This window comes from Xenorhabdus ehlersii (assembly GCF_003610465.1).
In the GTDB taxonomy this organism is placed as follows: domain Bacteria; phylum Pseudomonadota; class Gammaproteobacteria; order Enterobacterales; family Enterobacteriaceae; genus Xenorhabdus; species Xenorhabdus ehlersii.
Genome location: NZ_RAQI01000002.1, coordinates 824,984 through 842,251, shown reverse-complemented (window position 1 = coordinate 842,251; position 17,268 = coordinate 824,984). Strand labels below are relative to the sequence as shown.

At 40.2% G+C, this 17,268-nt stretch carries 18 protein-coding genes and 1 tRNA gene; 8 read left to right on the top strand and 11 right to left on the bottom strand.

Annotation, left to right across the window (positions count from 1 at the left end; genetic code table 11):
- Positions 1-42: 42 nt before the first annotated feature.
- Positions 43-189 carry a hypothetical protein gene (locus BDE27_RS19440; RefSeq protein ID WP_167450572.1) on the bottom strand — a complete coding sequence of 49 codons (147 nt, stop codon included), beginning with the start codon at positions 187-189 and terminating at the stop codon, positions 43-45.
- Between the two features lie 462 nt (positions 190-651).
- On the opposite strand from BDE27_RS19440, the gene BDE27_RS09805 reads away from it, so the two are divergent.
- The gene (locus BDE27_RS09805; protein ID WP_147423941.1) at positions 652-873 is read left to right on the top strand and encodes a hypothetical protein; all 222 of its coding nucleotides are present in this window, start codon (positions 652-654) and stop codon (positions 871-873) included.
- A gap of 7 nt (positions 874-880) precedes the next feature.
- Here BDE27_RS09805 and BDE27_RS09800 read toward each other — a convergent pair.
- The 3 genes from BDE27_RS09800 to BDE27_RS09790 all read right to left on the bottom strand — a co-directional run bounded on the left by BDE27_RS09800 (position 881) and on the right by BDE27_RS09790 (position 3,030).
- Positions 881-957, bottom strand: a tRNA-Pro gene (locus BDE27_RS09800).
- A gap of 75 nt (positions 958-1,032) precedes the next feature.
- Complete coding sequence (yejM, locus tag BDE27_RS09795; protein WP_099131446.1) at positions 1,033-2,772, bottom strand: LPS biosynthesis-modulating metalloenzyme YejM; 1,740 nt, start codon at positions 2,770-2,772, stop codon at positions 1,033-1,035.
- 30 nt (positions 2,773-2,802) lie between these two features.
- On the bottom strand, positions 2,803-3,030 hold the full coding sequence (locus tag BDE27_RS09790; protein ID WP_045971370.1) for a YejL family protein: 228 nt from the start codon (positions 3,028-3,030) through the stop codon (positions 2,803-2,805).
- A 275-nt stretch (positions 3,031-3,305) separates the two neighbouring features.
- Here BDE27_RS09790 and yejK point away from each other — a divergent pair, with 275 nt between their 5' ends.
- On the top strand, positions 3,306-4,313 hold the full coding sequence (gene yejK / locus BDE27_RS09785; RefSeq protein ID WP_099131445.1) for a nucleoid-associated protein YejK: 1,008 nt from the start codon (positions 3,306-3,308) through the stop codon (positions 4,311-4,313).
- Between the two features lie 95 nt (positions 4,314-4,408).
- Here the strand turns inward: yejK and rplY are convergent, their stop codons facing one another.
- Positions 4,409-4,690, bottom strand: a complete 282-nt coding sequence (gene rplY / locus BDE27_RS09780; RefSeq protein WP_099131444.1) for a 50S ribosomal protein L25 — start codon at positions 4,688-4,690, stop codon at positions 4,409-4,411.
- A gap of 178 nt (positions 4,691-4,868) precedes the next feature.
- Positions 4,869-6,626, bottom strand: coding sequence for a DNA repair helicase RadD (gene radD, locus BDE27_RS09775; protein WP_099131474.1), 1,758 nt, complete (start codon positions 6,624-6,626; stop codon positions 4,869-4,871).
- Between the two features lie 270 nt (positions 6,627-6,896).
- On the opposite strand from radD, the gene rsuA reads away from it, so the two are divergent.
- From rsuA to BDE27_RS09760, 3 genes are all read left to right on the top strand, one after another.
- On the top strand, positions 6,897-7,604 hold the full coding sequence (gene rsuA / locus BDE27_RS09770; RefSeq protein WP_099131443.1) for a 16S rRNA pseudouridine(516) synthase RsuA: 708 nt from the start codon (positions 6,897-6,899) through the stop codon (positions 7,602-7,604).
- A gap of 33 nt (positions 7,605-7,637) precedes the next feature.
- Entirely contained in the window at positions 7,638-8,828 is a 1,191-nt protein-coding gene (locus BDE27_RS09765) for a Bcr/CflA family multidrug efflux MFS transporter (protein WP_099131442.1), read from the top strand.
- Positions 8,829-9,489: 661 nt separating this feature from the next.
- Complete coding sequence (locus BDE27_RS09760; RefSeq protein ID WP_099131441.1) at positions 9,490-9,834, top strand: YejG family protein; 345 nt, start codon at positions 9,490-9,492, stop codon at positions 9,832-9,834.
- A 91-nt stretch (positions 9,835-9,925) separates the two neighbouring features.
- Here the strand turns inward: BDE27_RS09760 and mepS are convergent, their stop codons facing one another.
- Both mepS and BDE27_RS09750 read right to left on the bottom strand, forming a co-directional pair.
- On the bottom strand, positions 9,926-10,513 hold the full coding sequence (gene mepS, locus BDE27_RS09755; RefSeq protein ID WP_099131440.1) for a bifunctional murein DD-endopeptidase/murein LD-carboxypeptidase: 588 nt from the start codon (positions 10,511-10,513) through the stop codon (positions 9,926-9,928).
- A gap of 344 nt (positions 10,514-10,857) precedes the next feature.
- Complete coding sequence (locus BDE27_RS09750) at positions 10,858-11,562, bottom strand: phosphatase PAP2 family protein (RefSeq protein ID WP_099131439.1); 705 nt, start codon at positions 11,560-11,562, stop codon at positions 10,858-10,860.
- Between the two features lie 466 nt (positions 11,563-12,028).
- Here BDE27_RS09750 and BDE27_RS09745 point away from each other — a divergent pair, with 466 nt between their 5' ends.
- Complete coding sequence (locus BDE27_RS09745; protein WP_244208741.1) at positions 12,029-12,364, top strand: type 1 fimbrial protein; 336 nt, start codon at positions 12,029-12,031, stop codon at positions 12,362-12,364.
- A gap of 287 nt (positions 12,365-12,651) precedes the next feature.
- Positions 12,652-12,963 (top strand): type 1 fimbrial protein, encoded by a 312-nt coding sequence (locus tag BDE27_RS09740; protein WP_099131438.1) that lies wholly within the window; start codon positions 12,652-12,654, stop codon positions 12,961-12,963.
- Positions 12,964-13,040: 77 nt separating this feature from the next.
- Here the strand turns inward: BDE27_RS09740 and yeiP are convergent, their stop codons facing one another.
- Positions 13,041-13,613, bottom strand: coding sequence for an elongation factor P-like protein YeiP (gene yeiP / locus BDE27_RS09735; RefSeq protein ID WP_099131437.1), 573 nt, complete (start codon positions 13,611-13,613; stop codon positions 13,041-13,043).
- A gap of 130 nt (positions 13,614-13,743) precedes the next feature.
- The gene (gene mtr / locus BDE27_RS09730; RefSeq protein WP_099131436.1) at positions 13,744-14,988 is read right to left on the bottom strand and encodes a tryptophan permease; all 1,245 of its coding nucleotides are present in this window, start codon (positions 14,986-14,988) and stop codon (positions 13,744-13,746) included.
- A 411-nt stretch (positions 14,989-15,399) separates the two neighbouring features.
- Here mtr and fruK point away from each other — a divergent pair, with 411 nt between their 5' ends.
- Complete coding sequence (gene fruK, locus BDE27_RS09725) at positions 15,400-16,338, top strand: 1-phosphofructokinase (RefSeq protein ID WP_099131435.1); 939 nt, start codon at positions 15,400-15,402, stop codon at positions 16,336-16,338.
- On the opposite strand, the gene nfo is transcribed toward fruK, so the two are convergent.
- The gene (gene nfo / locus BDE27_RS09720; RefSeq protein ID WP_099131434.1) at positions 16,339-17,181 is read right to left on the bottom strand and encodes a deoxyribonuclease IV; all 843 of its coding nucleotides are present in this window, start codon (positions 17,179-17,181) and stop codon (positions 16,339-16,341) included.
- Positions 17,182-17,268: the final 87 nt, after the last annotated feature.

Genomic DNA, 17,268 nt, shown 5'->3' with positions numbered 1-17,268 from the left:
GCTTTATGCAAATGTGCATCAAGTACACGATTGCACTTAGTACTACAGCCGTAATAGCTCTGTCACCATAGGGTTATTCCGACGACGGTAATGACATTGTTGTGCATAGTATTGGTGTCGCCGCCGCCAGTCTGACCAATGTAAAATCTGTTCGACTGCCTCTCCCGTTTTTTCCATCAATTTTGACAACAGCTTACGCAGTTCTGGGATACTCAGGGTGAGTAAAAACGGGTATCTGGCTGTTGAATATGCTGAAATTAAACAAATTATTAGTTCAATAAACGAGCAAAATGAGGATTTGGAGGGGTATTGGGTAGTTTTGAGTGAAATCACCCAAACTCCGGAAAATTCGGTGTGGAATTTGGGGCAGGGGGTGGGACGGATTTGGGACGCGATAGATTTTTAATCATTAGATGTGAAAGCGTGATTTCATGCGGTATCTGATTGATTTAAAATTAAAACTACTGACTTGTAATCAATAGGTCACCAGTTCAATTTCTGTTGATTACAAAATCAGAATTAATATCCAAGAAACTTCTTCTTTGGCATTGATTCATGCCAACAGGGGTTCATGCCAACAGGTGTAGTCCATGCATATGTCATTGTCACGAATGTTTGCAACTTCATCTTTTTTCAATGTGTATAGAAAAGATGTCAATGAATATTTTTTCTAATGAATATCAATCAGAACTATTGAAAAAAACAGCAAGAAAAAAGGCATTTCATTCCCCTTTAGCCAACAACAAAATCCATTCCAAAGTTAGCGCGCTTTTGCCATTTTTCGTCGGCTATTTTACCCCCATTTTACCCCCATTTTACCCCAAGCAAATTTTAGCCATAAAAAAACCAACCGTAACAGGTTGGTTTTTCTAGGGAAATTTGGTCGGCATGATAGGATTTGAACCTACGACCCCCGACACCCCATGACGGTGCGCTACCAAGCTGCGCTACATGCCGATGACTTCTCTTATATTACCGTTTTTTATTTGCAAAGCAAGCCCCTAATTTAGTGAGTGCTTGATTTTCAAACAATTAATTTGCTAAAAATCGTTTCACTTCCGTTAATATTTGTAATAACTGGGCAAGGTTTGGTTTGGCATCCTGAATTTCATCACCATCTAAATCATACAGATGATATTCTCCATCCTTGGAAAGATAAACAGTATTTTGGGCCATCGTAACAATTAATGAACCATTATCACCCGTAATAAGCCATGGATTTTCTCTTTGGGCATTAAAGAGATCTTCACCCTGGGAATAATCTTCAGGAGAATTAGTAACATGCAATAAACGGCGCATTAAGGTTGTCATGATATCTTGATGGCTAGTCAGTTTATCGATAGTTTGTGCTGGGGTACCAGGCCACTGAATTATCAGGGGAACATGGAGCTGTTCACGATTGAATTTGTCACCCGTAAACCATTTTGCTCTGTTATCTGCTGTTTCTTTACTCTGTTTAGCTGTAATCACAATGATTGTTTTATCTAAGGCGCCTTTAGTTTTCAGGACTTCTAAAACATGGCTGATTTCAGTATCCAGCGCTTTCTTATCAAATTTACCGGATGAAGGTACAACGCCATTAATATCCAGAAATGAGAACCATGGTGTGGAACCATTGCGTAGATCTAACCATTGGCTCCATTGCGTCACTGTTAAGTTATCATTTTGCTTTTTAGCTTCTGGCAATGAATAGTCGGTCAGTATGGCCTGGCGATAAAGTGGTGTCTGGAATCCATCTGAAGAAAAGAGGCCAAATTGATACCCTTGATGTGTCAGGGCATCAATAAGTGCTGAGGATTTTCTGGCGTTAAGAATACCGTCCAGATAGCCTGATGATATGCCATAGAATAAACCAAACAATGCAGTGTCATCTTGAATGCCTGCACTGAAATGTTGAGTGAACTGGATATTGTTCTTCGCGAAATGTTCCAGAGTTGGCATATCATGGGTGATGTCTTGATGATCCAGCCCATCCACGACAAGCAGAAGTAAGTTATAACCGCGCCCAGTATCCTGATAAGATAAATTATTCAGTGGATAATTGACACTCAAGGCTGTGGGATTGCCTTGTTGGTTAATGCGGCGTTGAAATTCTTGCTGATCCAATAGACCATGTTTTTCAAGGAATTTGCGGGCGGTCATTGGATAAGAAATTGGTAAGTTTGAGCGCTGCATGGTAATCGGACGGTAGAAATTGGCATCTGCCCAGATGTACATGAGATGTGAAGCGACAAAAGCAGTAATGAATACTGCTGCCAGTGGCTTACCAAATCGTTGACGGCTCAGGCTACGTAACTTTTGCCAACTCCATGTGCCAAAAAGCATCTGTATTAGAAAAATCAAAGGAATACAGATGAACATCAGTTGCCATTCTCTGGCTAATTCACCTTGTTCTGGGTTGGTGACTAAATCCCAAACCAATGGAGTTAAATGCAGATGAAAGCGAACATAGATGGAGGAATCAAATATCAGTAGTGTTAAACCTGCTGTTGCCAACGTGGCCGAAAGAAACCTCATTAGCCGCTGAGACATAACGATAAATGTCAGCGGAAATAAAATAAGTAAATAGATGGCAAAGACAATGAAACTGAAATGGCCAAGCCAACTGACCAGCGCGTAGATGCGACCAAACAGTGAACCCGGCCAGTCAGATGCAAATAAATAGCGACTGCCCAGCACAAGACTGAACATTATGTTGAACAGCGCGAACCAGTGTCCCCAACTGATCATCTGAGAAACTTTTTCGCGGTAATGCCGACAGCTAGTCACCATATTTTCTTTACGTCAACGTTTTAATAAAGATTAATGCGCTTTATCTTCGTTGATTGAAGACTGCAACGCGTGTGCAAACGAGTCTGCGATATGTCTGCGTTGTGCAGGAGCAATACTCGTATTGATCAAATTTGTTACCATATTACCTAAAACCATCAAGGTCAGGTCAGTTGGAGTATGGTCTTTCTCGAAAACATTTACTAATTCAGTTAATAAATGTTCAACTTTTTCATCGCTATAGCGAGATGACTGTGGCATAAATCAAAAATCCTGAATGTACAAAGCCCCATATCTTACCGTATAGAGGGGGGATTTTCTGCTTTTTTTATGACAAATTAACTCTCTGCTGCCGGAGTTGTTGCCAATATTGAAGATGCTGCATCATTTTAGTCTTTGATATGTAGGATGTTGACAATTAAATGGCGAGTATTTTTGTCAATTGGGTTTTTGGTTGCAGCAGAAAGATAACGATGTTTGAATACGTCGCTAACCGCACGGCCCATATGGCCAACGTTGCAAAAGGAGTATAAATAATGAGTCTGGAAATTACCCAGATCGCGATACATCGGTTGATTAAACGTGATGAACAGACGTTGGAAGTGATTTTGCGTGATGCTTTGCTGGATACCAACCAAGTGGTTGAAGAGTTGATGGCAGAGCTGCATCGTGTATATAGCGCGAAAAGTAAAGCTTATGGTTTGTTCAATGAAGAAAGTGAGCTGGCGGGATCACTCCGTCATCTACGTAAAGGAGATGACGATTTTCTCGGATTTAGTCGGGCTGCAACTGTTCGCTTGAAAGATGAGTTGGCAAAGTATCCGTTCGCAGAAGGGGGAACGGTGCTGTTTTGTCAATATCGTTATCTTGCTGTGGAATATTTACTGATTGCAGTTCTTAATAGCTGTAACAGCACATCCGTCAATGATGAACTCGATGTAAATACGACGCAATATCTTGATATTCCTCATGCTGATATTATTGCACGAATCGATCTAACTGAGTGGGAAACCAATCCTGAATCTAGCCGTTACCTGACGTTCTTAAAAGGGCGGGTAGGGCGCAAGGTTTCAGACTTTTTTATGGATTTCCTTGCCGCCAGTGAAGGCATGAATGCCAAAGTTCAAAATAAAGGTTTGTTGCAGGCTTTGGATGATTATTGTGAGTCGGCACAGTTGGATAAAAATGAACGCCAGGCCTATCGTCAGCAAGTTTATGGTTATTGTAATGAACAGTTACAGGCGGGTGAGGAAATTAAGTTACAAGCGCTATCCCAAGAGTTACCCGCGTTGGGTGAGCAAAACTTTCAGCAATTTTCGCAGGAAAAAGGCTATGAATTGGAAGAGAGCTTTCCTGCTGATCGCGGCACGTTGCGCCAATTAACAAAATTTGCAGGCAGTGGTGGAGGATTAACCATTAACTTTGATGCCATGTTGATGGGAGAACGAATTTTTTGGGACCCAGTAACAGATACGTTGACGATTAAGGGAACGCCACCGAATTTGCGCGATCAATTGCAACGTCATGGTGGTGGCAATCGCTAGTTGGCTACTGTGAAAAAACAAGTTGTAAAAATAAATAACGCCGCAATTGCGGCGTTATTTACTCGGCGTCCCGATAAAAGCTCGACTGTGGCTAATTAAGCACGCAGGAAATCAATGTGCGTCAGTTTAGGTTTAAACGGATGACGCTGTACTGCCTGCACTTTAACTTTAGTTTCTTTACCATCAACAACCAGGGTCAGAACTTCGTAAAATTCTGGCTTACTTTCGTGGTTGATAACTGCATCGTGATCCAGTTCGATAGAAAGTGGTTCTTGGTTACCACCATAGATGATCGCTGGAAACTTGTTAGCTCTACGCAGGCGGCGGCTCGCACCTTTGCCCTGCTCTTTACGTACTTCTGCATTAATAGTTAACATTATTTTTTCTCTGTAAAAGAAGAAAATAAATCCTGCTACAGGCGACCCAGCAGCAGGTTCGATACTTGGCTTAACATAAGTTATTATGCTAAGCGGGCGGCATTCTAGCGAAAAACCGATATGACAGCAAATATAAATATGCTTTCCGGTTGGTTAATGGATAGTCTGTTTGGCATATTTAGTACAAGTCATCAGCCCTTCTAAATCGCCCTTGATAGTCAAAAACCTTTTCTCTGATTTGCCAAAATTGCCCTTTTTTACGCGCGACAACAAAATCAGGATGACGCAATAAAGGAAATTGATTAGCAACGTCTTCTGCTGTTCTCCAGCGAAAAACGGTTCCTGGTGCACGCTGATGTTGGCGAAGAAATTGCAGTTCAAATACTTTCTTTTGGGCTGGGGTAGATAAACGGAATAATTCGGATACGTTCGCACCATCTTCGTCGTAATAGGTGATTTTGAGACATTCTCCTTTATTATCGTGACCTGGTGTTAGTTGCATGCCACCACAACGTAGCACCAGTGCATCTTTTAGTTTTAAGGCTGCTTTCAGCATATCATCGGGATCGACGAGTACTTCTTCACAACGATGGCAGCGCCGGGCCGCGATATCGTTTTCTGCACCACAATGGGGGCATGATTTAAAACGGAAACGAAAATCACATTGTTGACGTTTCCCCTTTTCGTCTTCTTCCCAACCTTGGCAGCGTCGCCCAAAATGCTCAACGATTTCTCCATCTGTCGTGCATATCCCCCAGAAAGTATTGGCAAATTGGCAGATAGGGCAAAATACCTGAACGGGCTGGCTTTGTGAGTTGGGTTTACTGTTACCGATTTCAGGAGTGTAAAGATTGTGGGGATTGCCAGCATAGTCCAAAATCAGGCAATCTTTTTTGTCAGGAAATAAACGTAAGCCGCGCCCGATGATCTGCTGATAAAGGCTGACAGATTCTGTAGGACGTAATATGGCGATTAAATCAACATGGGGAGCATCGAATCCTGTTGTGAGTACAGCAACATTGACCATATAGTGGAGTTGCTGTTCCTTGAATGCCGTAATTAAGTGATCTCGTTCAGATGATGGGGTATCTGCGCTGACTAGTGCGGCTTGTCCTGTAGGCAGTAATTGGAAGATTTCTTTGGCATGTTCGACTGTCGCGGCGAAAATCATCACACCTTTTCGATTTTGTGCATATTCAACGATCTGTCTAATGATATGAGGAGTTATACGCTTTTGGCGTTTAAGCTCCCGATTTAATTCTGCTTCATTGAATATCCCTTGTTGGCTGGTTCGTACTTGACTGAAATCATATTGCATTACAGGCATGTCCAATCTTTCTGGAGAAACCAGAAAATGATGCTTAATCATATAACGCAATGGAAGATCATAAATACAATCGCGAAAAAAACTGCGTTCGTCACCACGGATCATGCCATGATAATGATATTGATATATCCAGCCAGCACTGAGGCGATAAGGTGTTGCGGTTAAACCCAATATGCGGATTTGAGGATTTTTTTTTCGAAGTTGCTGGATGATTTGTTGGTATTGGCTGTTTTCGTCATCGCTGATGCGGTGGCATTCATCGATGATTAGCAGAGAAAAATGGTGGTCAAAGTAATCCAGGTTGCGGGCAATGGACTGAATACTGCCAAAAACCACTTTTCCTGCACTTTGTTTTTGATTTAGCCCTGCGGAAAAAATGTCTGCATCTAATCCATAAGCACAATATTTGCTGTGGTTCTGCGCAACAAGTTCTTTGACATGTGCCAGTACCAAAACACGGCCATGAGCCAGCTTTGCCAATTCAGCGATGACAAGGCTTTTACCTGCCCCTGTTGGCAAAACAATAACGGCGGGATCTCTGTGCTGACGAAAATAGCGAATGGTTGCGTCTACCGCTTCTCGTTGATAAGGACGTAAAGTAAAAGCCATTTTTATGTTACTGTCACAAATATCAGGTAAAAGATAATTACGGTAGAGAATAACATTTTTCATTGAAGCCTGCCGTCGAGAAATAATTCGTCATTATTTTTCTAGGATCAGGTGGGCTATAACGTGTAACTTATTGTTGATATAGTTACTGATGTGATGATTTTTCTATGAATTATCTGTTTATTCTTTTATCCCAATAGTGGCCTTGAAGTTGTTCATAATATCAAGGACATGTTCATATGTGTTTATTTTTGTCAGGTACATCTATTCATGCGATTGGATAAATTTTTATCACAACAATTAGGTATTAGCCGCAACGATGTAGGGCGCGAGTTGCGGGCAGGGCTAGTTACTGTCGATGATGAGATCATCAAAACAGGAGCCTATAAATTGAGGCCCGATCAACAAGTTGCCTATGATGGCACGATATTGCAACAACTCAATGGCCTTCGTTATTTCATGCTGAATAAACCCCAGGGATATGTATGTTCAACCGATGATCCGTCAAACCCAACAATTTTGTATTTTATCGATGAGCCTGTGGTTCATAAATTACATTCAGCAGGGCGTTTGGATATCGACACTACAGGGTTGGTTTTGTTGACTGATGATGGTCAATGGTCACACCGTATTACATCCCCCAAGCATCACTGCGAAAAAACTTATCTTGTGACATTGGAACACCCAGTCTCTGAAGATGCCGAGCAAAAATTTCTGGCAGGGGTGCAGTTAAATGGGGAAAAAACACTGACAAAACCCGCCCAACTGGAAATTATCGAGCCTCAACTTGTTCGTTTGACTATTAGCGAAGGACGTTATCACCAAGTAAAACGGATGTTTGCCGCAGTAGGGAATCATGTTGTTGCGCTTCATCGGGAGCGAATCGGCGAAATTTATCTCGATCCTGTATTGGAGCCAGGAGAATATCGGGCGCTGACTGATAATGAGATCAACAGCATACAAATGCCAACCCCTTAATTTTTATCCTTCAATTGATTCAGGAGTAACTGCGTGCAACAACAGCGTTCGTCTTATTTGGGATTAGTATTGATCCTTGGTTTGCTTTCTATGTTAATGCCATTGGCAATTGATATGTATTTGCCGAGTATGCCAACGATCGCTGAGAGTTTTGGTGTCAGTGATGGTCTGGTACAAATGACGCTGAGTAGCTATATTTTGGGCTTTGCTATTGGTCAAATGATTTATGGGCCAATGTCGGATAGCTTAGGACGCAAGCCAGTCATTTTGGGAGGTGTCATTGTTTTTGCTATCTCTTCTTCTGCATGTGCTTTGGCACAAGATATTGATACCTTTATTTCCATGCGTTTCTTACATGGATTTTCTGCTGCGGCTGCCGGTGTTGTTATCAACGCTCTGATGCGTGATAGGTTCACAAAAGAGGAATTTTCCCGCAGTATGTCTTTTGTGACATTGGTGATGATCATCGCACCTTTATTGGCTCCTATGTTGGGTGGGATGTTGATGGTATGGTTTAACTGGCATGCTATTTTCTGGTCGATTGCTCTGGTTGCAGTCATTACTGTTGCCCTGGTGGCTCTCTTCATAGAAGAGACATTACCTAAAGAGAAAAGGCAGAAATTTAACTTAAAAACTACTGTAAGACAGTTCGTTATGCTGTTTCGGCAACGCCAGGTACTATGCTACATCTTAGCTAGTGGTTTCTCCTTTGCTGGAATGTTCTCTTTTCTCAGTGTTGGTGCATTTGTGTACATCAAACTGAACGGTGTACCTGCGCAGCATTTTGGTTACTATTTTGGGCTGAATATTATTTTTCTGTTCATCATGGCAACTATCAATAGCCAGTGTGTACGTAAATATGGCCCATTAAAAATGTTGCATATTGGTCTGTTTGTTCAATTTGTCGTGGGCTTATGGCTACTGTTTAGTACCCTGTTTGATCTGGGATTTATTTCTCTGGTTATGGGGGTTGCCATTTATATCAGCGGAATTTCCATGATTACGTCTAACACTATGGCTGTTGTGTTGGACGATTATCCCCACATGGCCGGAACCGTTTCTTCACTAGCAGGAACTATCCGTTTTAGTATTGCTGCATCGGTGGGCGCTATTTTGTCTCTATTGCCTGAGGAGAATGCTTGGCCGATGGTAGGCTCAATGGCATTATGCGTGACATTAGCAATGATGCTTATTATCTATGCACACAGTAAGTCGTATAAATAATCAGCATCATAAATAGTCATGCTCTGAGAGTAATCAAGCTCAGGCATAAAATATTTTTAGAGGCCATCTGCCGATAGGGGGATGGCCTTTTGTTTATTATCGGATGTTCTTTTTTCTGGTAGCGAATAAAAAAATATTTATTTAAGTGTTTTTCCTAAAGTGCTCTGAGCCTTTAGAGGGTTATTGATTAACCTGATAAACAGGAAATATCGAGTAATCATCAAAAAATGTAGGAAATTTTTAATACTATCATATCCAGTTAGTGCTGGAATGTTGCTTTTTTGTTAATTTTACATAATGATTTTATGACTATGAAAGGTTATAGGGTTATCATTATTTAACCTATTGTAAATAAAAAGATTGTGGTTTTATTGGCACGCGATGACGTTTGAAAGAAACAAATATGTAAATAAATCTTGAATTAAAGGTTGCTGTTTTGCATAAAAATAAGTTGAATTTTTTACCTAAACAGTATAAATATATATAAAATGCGAGCTGGGTCGCACTTTTTTTGAAGTAGGAAGTGAAGTAAGTGCAGTAACACGATTTTTATTTTAACCTTTTATTTACTTTTTTGTTGGGTGGTTATTCGGTTTTGACGAATCGATAATCTACAGCTGGTGGTTAGATGTATTAATGTTGTTTCTGATAGGAATGATACGTGAATAATATCCAACTTTCGGTAGTACACAGACTGCCGCAAAGTTATCGGTGGTCAACTGGCTTCGTTGGTACAAAAGTTGAGATTTTGCCAGCAGAAGATACAGATTTAGGAAATAGCCTAATGGGGCTGAAATTATTAAGCCATGAAGGCGAAGAAGCACGGGAAATTTTGCATGTTATAAATCAGTCTATTGCTGATATGCAGATACCGAGTGCTGTGATTGAATGGGAAGGAGAACCCTGTTTGTTCTTTGCTAAGGAAGATGAGAGTGCAGTGATATGTCGTTTAAAGACGTTAGGCGCTGCAATTGCAGAAAATATAACTGCGCTGTATCCACTATGATTTTACCCATTGATAAAAAACGCTTCTTAAATAGAAGCGTTTTTTAATGCCTGCAAGGGAAAATTCAGTCATAAAACACGTTAGGTGTCGGTCAAATCGAGGCTTCTATGTTATCTGATAACACCCGCCTTGCACCATAGTAGCGTTTACTCCAGTAAGTATCGGTCAATTTGGAAACGATAACCCCATTACTGGTTGAAGCATGGACAAACTGATTATTGCCGATGTAGATACCGACATGGCGCCTGCGAACCCCTGTCTTAAACAGTACCAAGTCACCCGCCCGCAATTTAGAGCGACTAATGGTTTGTCCTATATTTTGTTGTTCTAATGTGGAACGTGGTAACTCCATACCAAATTGATCATGAAAAGTACGTTGCACAAAAGCAGAACAATCGATACCGCGTTTGGTATTTCCACCAAGCCGATAGGCTACACCTTTCCAGTCAGCGTATTGATTGAGTATTTTAGACTTAATATCTAACTTGTTGACCAGAGTTTCAAATTCATCCTGAGATGCTTGCAGTAAATAATGCTTTCCCGTGTTTACTGCAGGCGTCTCAGTTTGTTTATTGCGTAGGTTAGAATCTGGCGAACTACATGCGGTCAGTGCTACTGCGGCTATAATTGCGGGGATCAGCCGCAAGATGTATCTCAGTGTTGGTTTAGATTTAACCATTTATTGATTTTTCCTTGCAGTCCTTGACGTGATTTATCACCACCATGAAAACACTAAATGTTCTAAAGCCTAGTCAGAGTAGGGTGAATTAACAAATTTTCTGTCCATAAAGTGTGCTAAGCAACACGTTTTATTATTATCTTTACAAAACATATTATTTTAATAAACAGGACGCAGGAAAGATTACTGAAATCATTAGTAAAAAGCGAGAGACAAAAAGAGTTCTTTACAAAAAATTAGATTAAGAACTAATAGGTTAGAATGATTTGTTACTATTTTATACTGTTTTGGTAAATATGAGATGGTATTGAGGAGATAACAGGCATCTCCTCAATATTATGAGCTTAATTATCGCGTTTAATATGCGGTAATTTTTTGTCTAGCCATGCTGCCATAATATCACTTAATGGGGTTAGTAATATCCAGCTCATGCCGATCAATGTTAAAGATAAAGAACCTACTGCAATATCTGTAAACCAGTGAGCACCTGCCATAATACGGGGAAGAGCAAAAGCGACCATAATCAGTAGAGCAATGCAGAATGCACTGCGGGAGATATAACGCAGAATGAAGCTGCTGAAAATTAAGAGCATTAAACCGTGATCACCAGGGAAACTGTCTTTGGAGGAATCTTTTGTATGCCAACTGGTCATTTCGTTTATGCGATTAACATTTTCAAATGTCAGCGTTGGGCTTGGTCGGCTGACGGGAATTTGATGGCCTATTTGATTAATGATAACGGCAGAGATAAGCATGACTAAACCAATCATGAAAAGTCGGCGCTTGCCGACGTGATCCTGTTTGCGAAATGCGCTGTAATAAAGTAAGCCCATGCATAAAAGTGATATGACATCGAATGCCCTAACATTCGCGATAGCGACAAATAGGGAAAATTTCGAATCTGGTAATAATTTTTCATTAAAAAAATAAAAAATAGCGGAATCAAGATGGAACCAAAAGCCGTGATTCTCAGGCAAATACCATGAGAGAAACAGAGCAATACCAAGGATATTGAGAATAAATATAGCAAACGGGTGACTGCGAGTCATGAGATACCTATTTAACACGTAAAGTGGAGTTTGGTAGACAAATTAACTTGGGAAGGGACTATAACAAAATTTATGAGAAAGCGTAATCACCATCAGATGCCGTGGTTAAGGTGTGGTTATATCAGTATATTTGTATAGTTCATCGCTAAACTTTATTGTTGTCAAATATGTAAATAGTTTTATGATATCGGAAAAATAGCTAAAACCCCACGGCAGTACCGATAATATATATTTGATGCAATGTCAGCGCCTGACTATTATTAAATAACTATCAATTGATTTTATCATATTCTAACTTATCAGAATATTATATCGAATTGTGGTTCGAGTTAACAAAAAGTATAAAGAAAAAGTTTCATTTGACGTTATATCGTTATATGGCAGAGCGTTACACCATTATCTGGTTTTCAAATTAGCGCGGGGCTAAAGTTGAAAAAAAGATAATAACACTTGTCGTGGAGGTTGAATGCTTATGTTGCGAATGTTACGAAAAATGACGACTTTTTTGTTCATGTCTTTATCTTATTATCCTGTAATGGCGAATTCTTCATCATCCTCCAGTTCTGGAACTATTTACTTCCATGGTGCTATCGTTGAGTCTCCATGCCAACTTAATTGGGATAAAGAGCATACTGAAATGGTCTGCTGGTATAATGGTAAACAGTTAATTAAAGAAAAAAACATAGAATATCAAAAGGATAGAAAGACTCCATTATCTATTGAAAAACATATTGGAACAGAAGAAATAAAATGGGTCGGAAAAAATAAGAAATTGGGTATTGTTACTATAACTTATCATTAAATGTTACATAAAAGTATAATAATTATTTATTTTAGCTAAATAATATAATATAAAATAAAATCAATAAACTTATCTGTGATTTAGTTCTAATAATGATTATTAATAACAGTTTTGTTAATTAATCAATAAAAATAGTGTGCCTATTTTTTAATTAAAAAATTACTTTTGATATTTATCAATAAAAGTTCTCAATGTCGTATTTTTCTTACGTGAAATAGTTATTATGGAGATGAAGGAATAAAAGGTAGCTGAGTTTTAGTTAATGGAAAAACGAAAGTGAGGTAACCATGAAAAATTATCTTAAGCTGTTAATGAGTTGTTTATTGGTTTCATGGCTTTCTTATGGATATGCCGAATCTAAAGGAGGAATCATTCGGTTTTCAGGTGCGATTGTTGATCCAGGATGTCAAGTTGTTATATCGAACACTCAAGCTAACATCTCTTGCTATCGATTAGGTAAAAATCTCACTGTTAAACACATCATTTCAATTCACAAAACGAAAGGCGATGTTATGCTTCCTGGTAACATAGGTGTTTCCAGAGTGAAGTGGACTGATAATCAGAAACGTGTGGCAATTGTTAATGTGGATTACTTCTAACTTCAAAGATGATGAGTTGCTCTTTGCATCGAGTGTTATTCTCGTCAAAAGAGCAACTCATATTTAAGGATAAAGAATTAGTCACAACGTCCCATATAGCGACGCTCTGCAATATGAATGCGGATTTTTTCACCAGAACTCAAGTATTCAGGAACTTGAATAGTCAATCCTGTACTCATTTTAGCCGGTTTAGTGCGAGCACTCGCTGATGCACCCTTAATACCTGGTGATGTTTCTTCAATGACCATATCAACAGTCTGAGGCAATTCAAGCGCTAACAATTGCCCATCCATTGTCAGGACCTGCATTCCTGGTAAACCTTTTTCGGGAATAAATAGCAGTTCTTCTTCGATTTGATCTTTTTTGAAGTGATAAGGGGTGAAATCTTCGTCATCCATAAAGATATATTCATCACCATCAATATAGGAAAAACTTACGCTACGGCGGGTCAATGTGATGGTTTCAAGAATGTCATCACCTTTGAAACGTTCTTCCACTTTCTGACCGGTACGAATGTCAGTAAAACGCATCTTATATAGCGTGCTGGCGCCGCGTGCGCTGGGTGATTGAATATCGATGTCTTTAACTAATAATAGCTTTCCATTGTAGTTGATTGCAGCGCCGCGCTTAATTTCATTGGCTTTAGCCATAGATACCTTCCGTAGAAACAAGGAAATAGTGGAATGAATATTTAAATGGCGACAAAATTACTCGCAGTTGGCCTATTAGGCAAGAGGTGAATGAATGCCCCAGTAAAAATACTGGGGTGGAAGGAAAACATTAACGATAAACTGGCAACAAATCAAACAAAGAGAGAATGTGTGCTAGCACATTTATCAAACCGAATAGGATAACAAAGACAATCAAAAAATTACCGCCTGGAGCCCGATAGCTGGATGTTGGAAAGCGTTTACGGCTTGCTCGGGCCATTAAAGCCGGAACAATAACTGCCCAAATGGTTGCTGCCAGTCCAGCAAAACCGATTGCGTATAGGAAACCGTTTGGAAAAATGAGTGACAATATAGTCGGAGGAACGAATGTAATCAGTGCTGTTTTAAAACGACCATTGCGAGTATCGTCAAATTTAAAGCAGTCTGCCAGATAATCAAACAATCCTAATGATACGCCTAAGAATGAACTCGCTAAAGCCATATATGAGAAGGCATTTAAGAATTGGGTTATTGTCGTATTATCAGAAGTATTATCCATCTGCTGCAATAGGTTACCAATATTACCCCCATCAGCAATGATTTGCTTAAAGACTTCACGTGGAATATTTCCCTGAATGACGTACTGCCATAATATGTAAATCGCTAACGTTATTAATGTCCCGTATAGCAAGCTGTGTGTGACGGCTTTACTGTCTTTATGGTAATACTTAACTAGCCCCGGAACGTTACCGTGATAGCCGAATGAGGCTAGCAAATAAGGCAAGGAGATTAAAGCATAGGGTAAATAGTCTGAATTGGTATTGGCTTGATCAAATAAGATAGCTGGCTTAACTTCGGTAAACATACCGCCGACAGACATAATAAAGGTAATCACCATGCCACCTATCAAGATAGTGCTTAAGCGATCTACTGCCTTAGTCGATACCCAAACAATAAAGGCAACAATAAAGGCAAAACATAATCCAGCTATTGATTGAGGTAGCGGAATAATGCTCTCGATATTGTGAGAAAGTATTGAACCACCTGCTGAAATATAAGCATAGGTTAATATATACAGAACGAAGGCAATGGATAAGTCATTGAGAGAACACCAGCCTTTGCCTAGTAAATCCTTGGTAACAGTATGGAAACTGGAACCAGTAGGGTAATTCATATTGGCTTCCAGAATCATCAGACCAGAGAAATACATGCATGTACAGGTATACAACAGCAAAATGATTGATCCTGTAAACCAGACACCTGATGTGACAATCGGAATGGAAAACATACCTGCGCCGACAGCAGTACCGGCAATGATCATAGCGCCACCAAATATAGAGGGGCGTTTCAAATTTTGCGTTACCTCAATGGTCATATAGACTCCCTGATGAATGGTGTTACTTTGTACTAGCGCAACGATACATAAATAAATTATATGTGTAAACAAATAATTAAGAAAAATAATTAAATTTCTTTTGTCGCATTTTGCATATAAAGGTAGAGCAGGTTATCTGAGAAAACCTGCCTGTAGGGAGTTGATGACACCCACTCCGACAACGACTGACACTGATATATTCCTCCGGCTAGTAACTACTTACTTTGGTTCAGATTGATTTTAGTCATCTAATAAGAAATTATTCCGTTGCATATTCTTACTTTTAGGTTGCGTTAACACAATGATCGATCGGGTTGTAATTTTAACTGAAACGATTCAATTTTGATGTTATAAATAACAGATAAAATTTAATGTTACTTATGACTGTTTATTCAGGAGATACCGGGCAAGATGAGCCGTCGAGTTGCCACAATTACCTTAAATCCAGCTTATGATTTAGTTGGCTTATGCCCAGATATTGTTAAGGGAAATGTTAACCGTGTACAGACGGCAGGGCTTCACGCTGCTGGCAAAGGAAACAATGTCGCGAAGGTACTGCGTGACTTAGGCATTGATGTTACTGTCAGTGGTTTTCTGGGACGAGAGAATCAGGACGGGTTTCAGCAGTTTTTTAGCGAAAACAAGATGGTAAATCGTTTTCATCTAGTCTCTGGACGAACGCGTATTAATGTCAAGCTGACTGAAAAACAAGGTGAAGTGACAGATTTCAATTTTTCTGGTTTCCATGTGACAGAAGAAGAATGGAATCGGTTTGTCAGTGATTCTCTGACATGGCTGGGGCAGTTCGATATGGTTGTTGTCAGTGGTAGTTTGCCCGAAGGGATCAAAGCAGAATCATTTGCGGATTGGATGATGCAATTACGACAGTCTTGTCCCTGCGTTATTTTCGACAGCAGCCGTGAAGCTCTTGTTGCTGGCCTAAAAGCATTACCTTGGCTGGTAAAACCTAATCGTCATGAATTGGAGATTTGGGCAGGTAAGCCATTGCCGGATTTGGATAGCGTTATTGATGCAGCTCATGAATTGCGTAATAGAGGGATCGCCCACGTTGTTATTTCACTGGGAGAGCAGGGAGCATTATGGGTCAATGCCTCTGGTTCATGGTTGGCAAAACCACCACATTGTGAAGTAGTCAGCACCGTTGGGGCAGGGGACTCTATGGTCGGAGGATTGGTCTATGGTTTGCTGATGAGAGAATCCAGCGAACACACATTGCGTCTGGCGACCGCAGTTTCTGCACTCACGGTTAGCCAGCCGAATGTCGGGATTAAAAGCCGCACTGAACTTGCATCAATGATGGCAAAGATCGAGTTAATTTCAGTCAGGTAATTAACTTTGCTGGGATTTTAGCCAGGCAATTTCTTCAGCCCAAATATCTGGATTGATCGTTTCAAGAATCAGGGGAATACCATTGAAACGGTCATCTTTCATGATATAGCTGAAAGGTGTTTTACCGATATTGCCTTCACCAAGGCTGTGATGTCGGTCAACACGGCTGGAAAATTCACTTTTAGCATCATTTAGATGCATGGCCTTAAGATATTTTAATCCAACGATTTCATCGAATGCCTTGAAAGTCGCATCGCAATCTTTTTCAGTGCGTAAATCGTAACCAGCCGCAAAAGCGTGGCAGGTGTCAATACAGACTCCAATTCGGGTTTTGTCTTCGACACCGTCAATAATTGCCGCCAGTTGTTCGAATCTAAAACCAAGATTGGTGCCTTGTCCGGCGGTATTTTCGATAACGGCAGTGACACCTTGTGTTTTATTCAACGTAATATTAATGGATTCCGTAATACGGGTGAGACATTTATCGATGTCAACTTTGTTGAGATGGCTGCCCGGATGGAAATTCAGCAGGTCAATGCCTAACTGTTCACAGCGCTGCATTTCATCAAGGAACGCTGCACGGGATTTTTCCAGACCGTCTGCTTCAGGATGGCCAAGGTTAATTAGGTAGCTGTCATGGGGAAGAATTTGTCGGTTACCATAACCGTAACGTTCACAGTTCGCTTTGAATTGATCAATGACATCTGTCGATAGCGGAGGGGCATACCATTGGCGCTGGTTTTTCGTGAACAAGGCAAATGCCGTTGCATTTAATTCATGAGCACGGATCACTGCCTGATCAACACCGCCCGAAGCGCTTACATGGGCTCCAACAAATTTCATCTTATTTTCTCCTGTGTTTTCGTCATTATGGCATTGTTCACCTGATTGATAAAATTTTGGCAGCAAAAGTCAATTTAATATTCCTTC

Coding starts and splice junctions, on each gene's coding strand:
- BDE27_RS09805 (WP_147423941.1), top strand. CDS start 652: ATGTCAATGAATATTTTTTCTAATGAATATCAATCAGAACTATTGAAA.
- yejM (WP_099131446.1), bottom strand. CDS start 2,772: ATGGTGACTAGCTGTCGGCATTACCGCGAAAAAGTTTCTCAGATGATC.
- BDE27_RS09790 (WP_045971370.1), bottom strand. CDS start 3,030: ATGCCACAGTCATCTCGCTATAGCGATGAAAAAGTTGAACATTTATTA.
- yejK (WP_099131445.1), top strand. CDS start 3,306: ATGAGTCTGGAAATTACCCAGATCGCGATACATCGGTTGATTAAACGT.
- rplY (WP_099131444.1), bottom strand. CDS start 4,690: ATGTTAACTATTAATGCAGAAGTACGTAAAGAGCAGGGCAAAGGTGCG.
- radD (WP_099131474.1), bottom strand. CDS start 6,626: ATGGCTTTTACTTTACGTCCTTATCAACGAGAAGCGGTAGACGCAACC.
- rsuA (WP_099131443.1), top strand. CDS start 6,897: ATGCGATTGGATAAATTTTTATCACAACAATTAGGTATTAGCCGCAAC.
- mepS (WP_099131440.1), bottom strand. CDS start 10,513: ATGGTTAAATCTAAACCAACACTGAGATACATCTTGCGGCTGATCCCC.
- BDE27_RS09750 (WP_099131439.1), bottom strand. CDS start 11,562: ATGACTCGCAGTCACCCGTTTGCTATATTTATTCTCAATATCCTTGGT.
- BDE27_RS09745 (WP_244208741.1), top strand. CDS start 12,029: ATGCTTATGTTGCGAATGTTACGAAAAATGACGACTTTTTTGTTCATG.
- BDE27_RS09740 (WP_099131438.1), top strand. CDS start 12,652: ATGAAAAATTATCTTAAGCTGTTAATGAGTTGTTTATTGGTTTCATGG.
- yeiP (WP_099131437.1), bottom strand. CDS start 13,613: ATGGCTAAAGCCAATGAAATTAAGCGCGGCGCTGCAATCAACTACAAT.
- mtr (WP_099131436.1), bottom strand. CDS start 14,988: ATGACCATTGAGGTAACGCAAAATTTGAAACGCCCCTCTATATTTGGT.
- fruK (WP_099131435.1), top strand. CDS start 15,400: ATGAGCCGTCGAGTTGCCACAATTACCTTAAATCCAGCTTATGATTTA.
- nfo (WP_099131434.1), bottom strand. CDS start 17,181: ATGAAATTTGTTGGAGCCCATGTAAGCGCTTCGGGCGGTGTTGATCAG.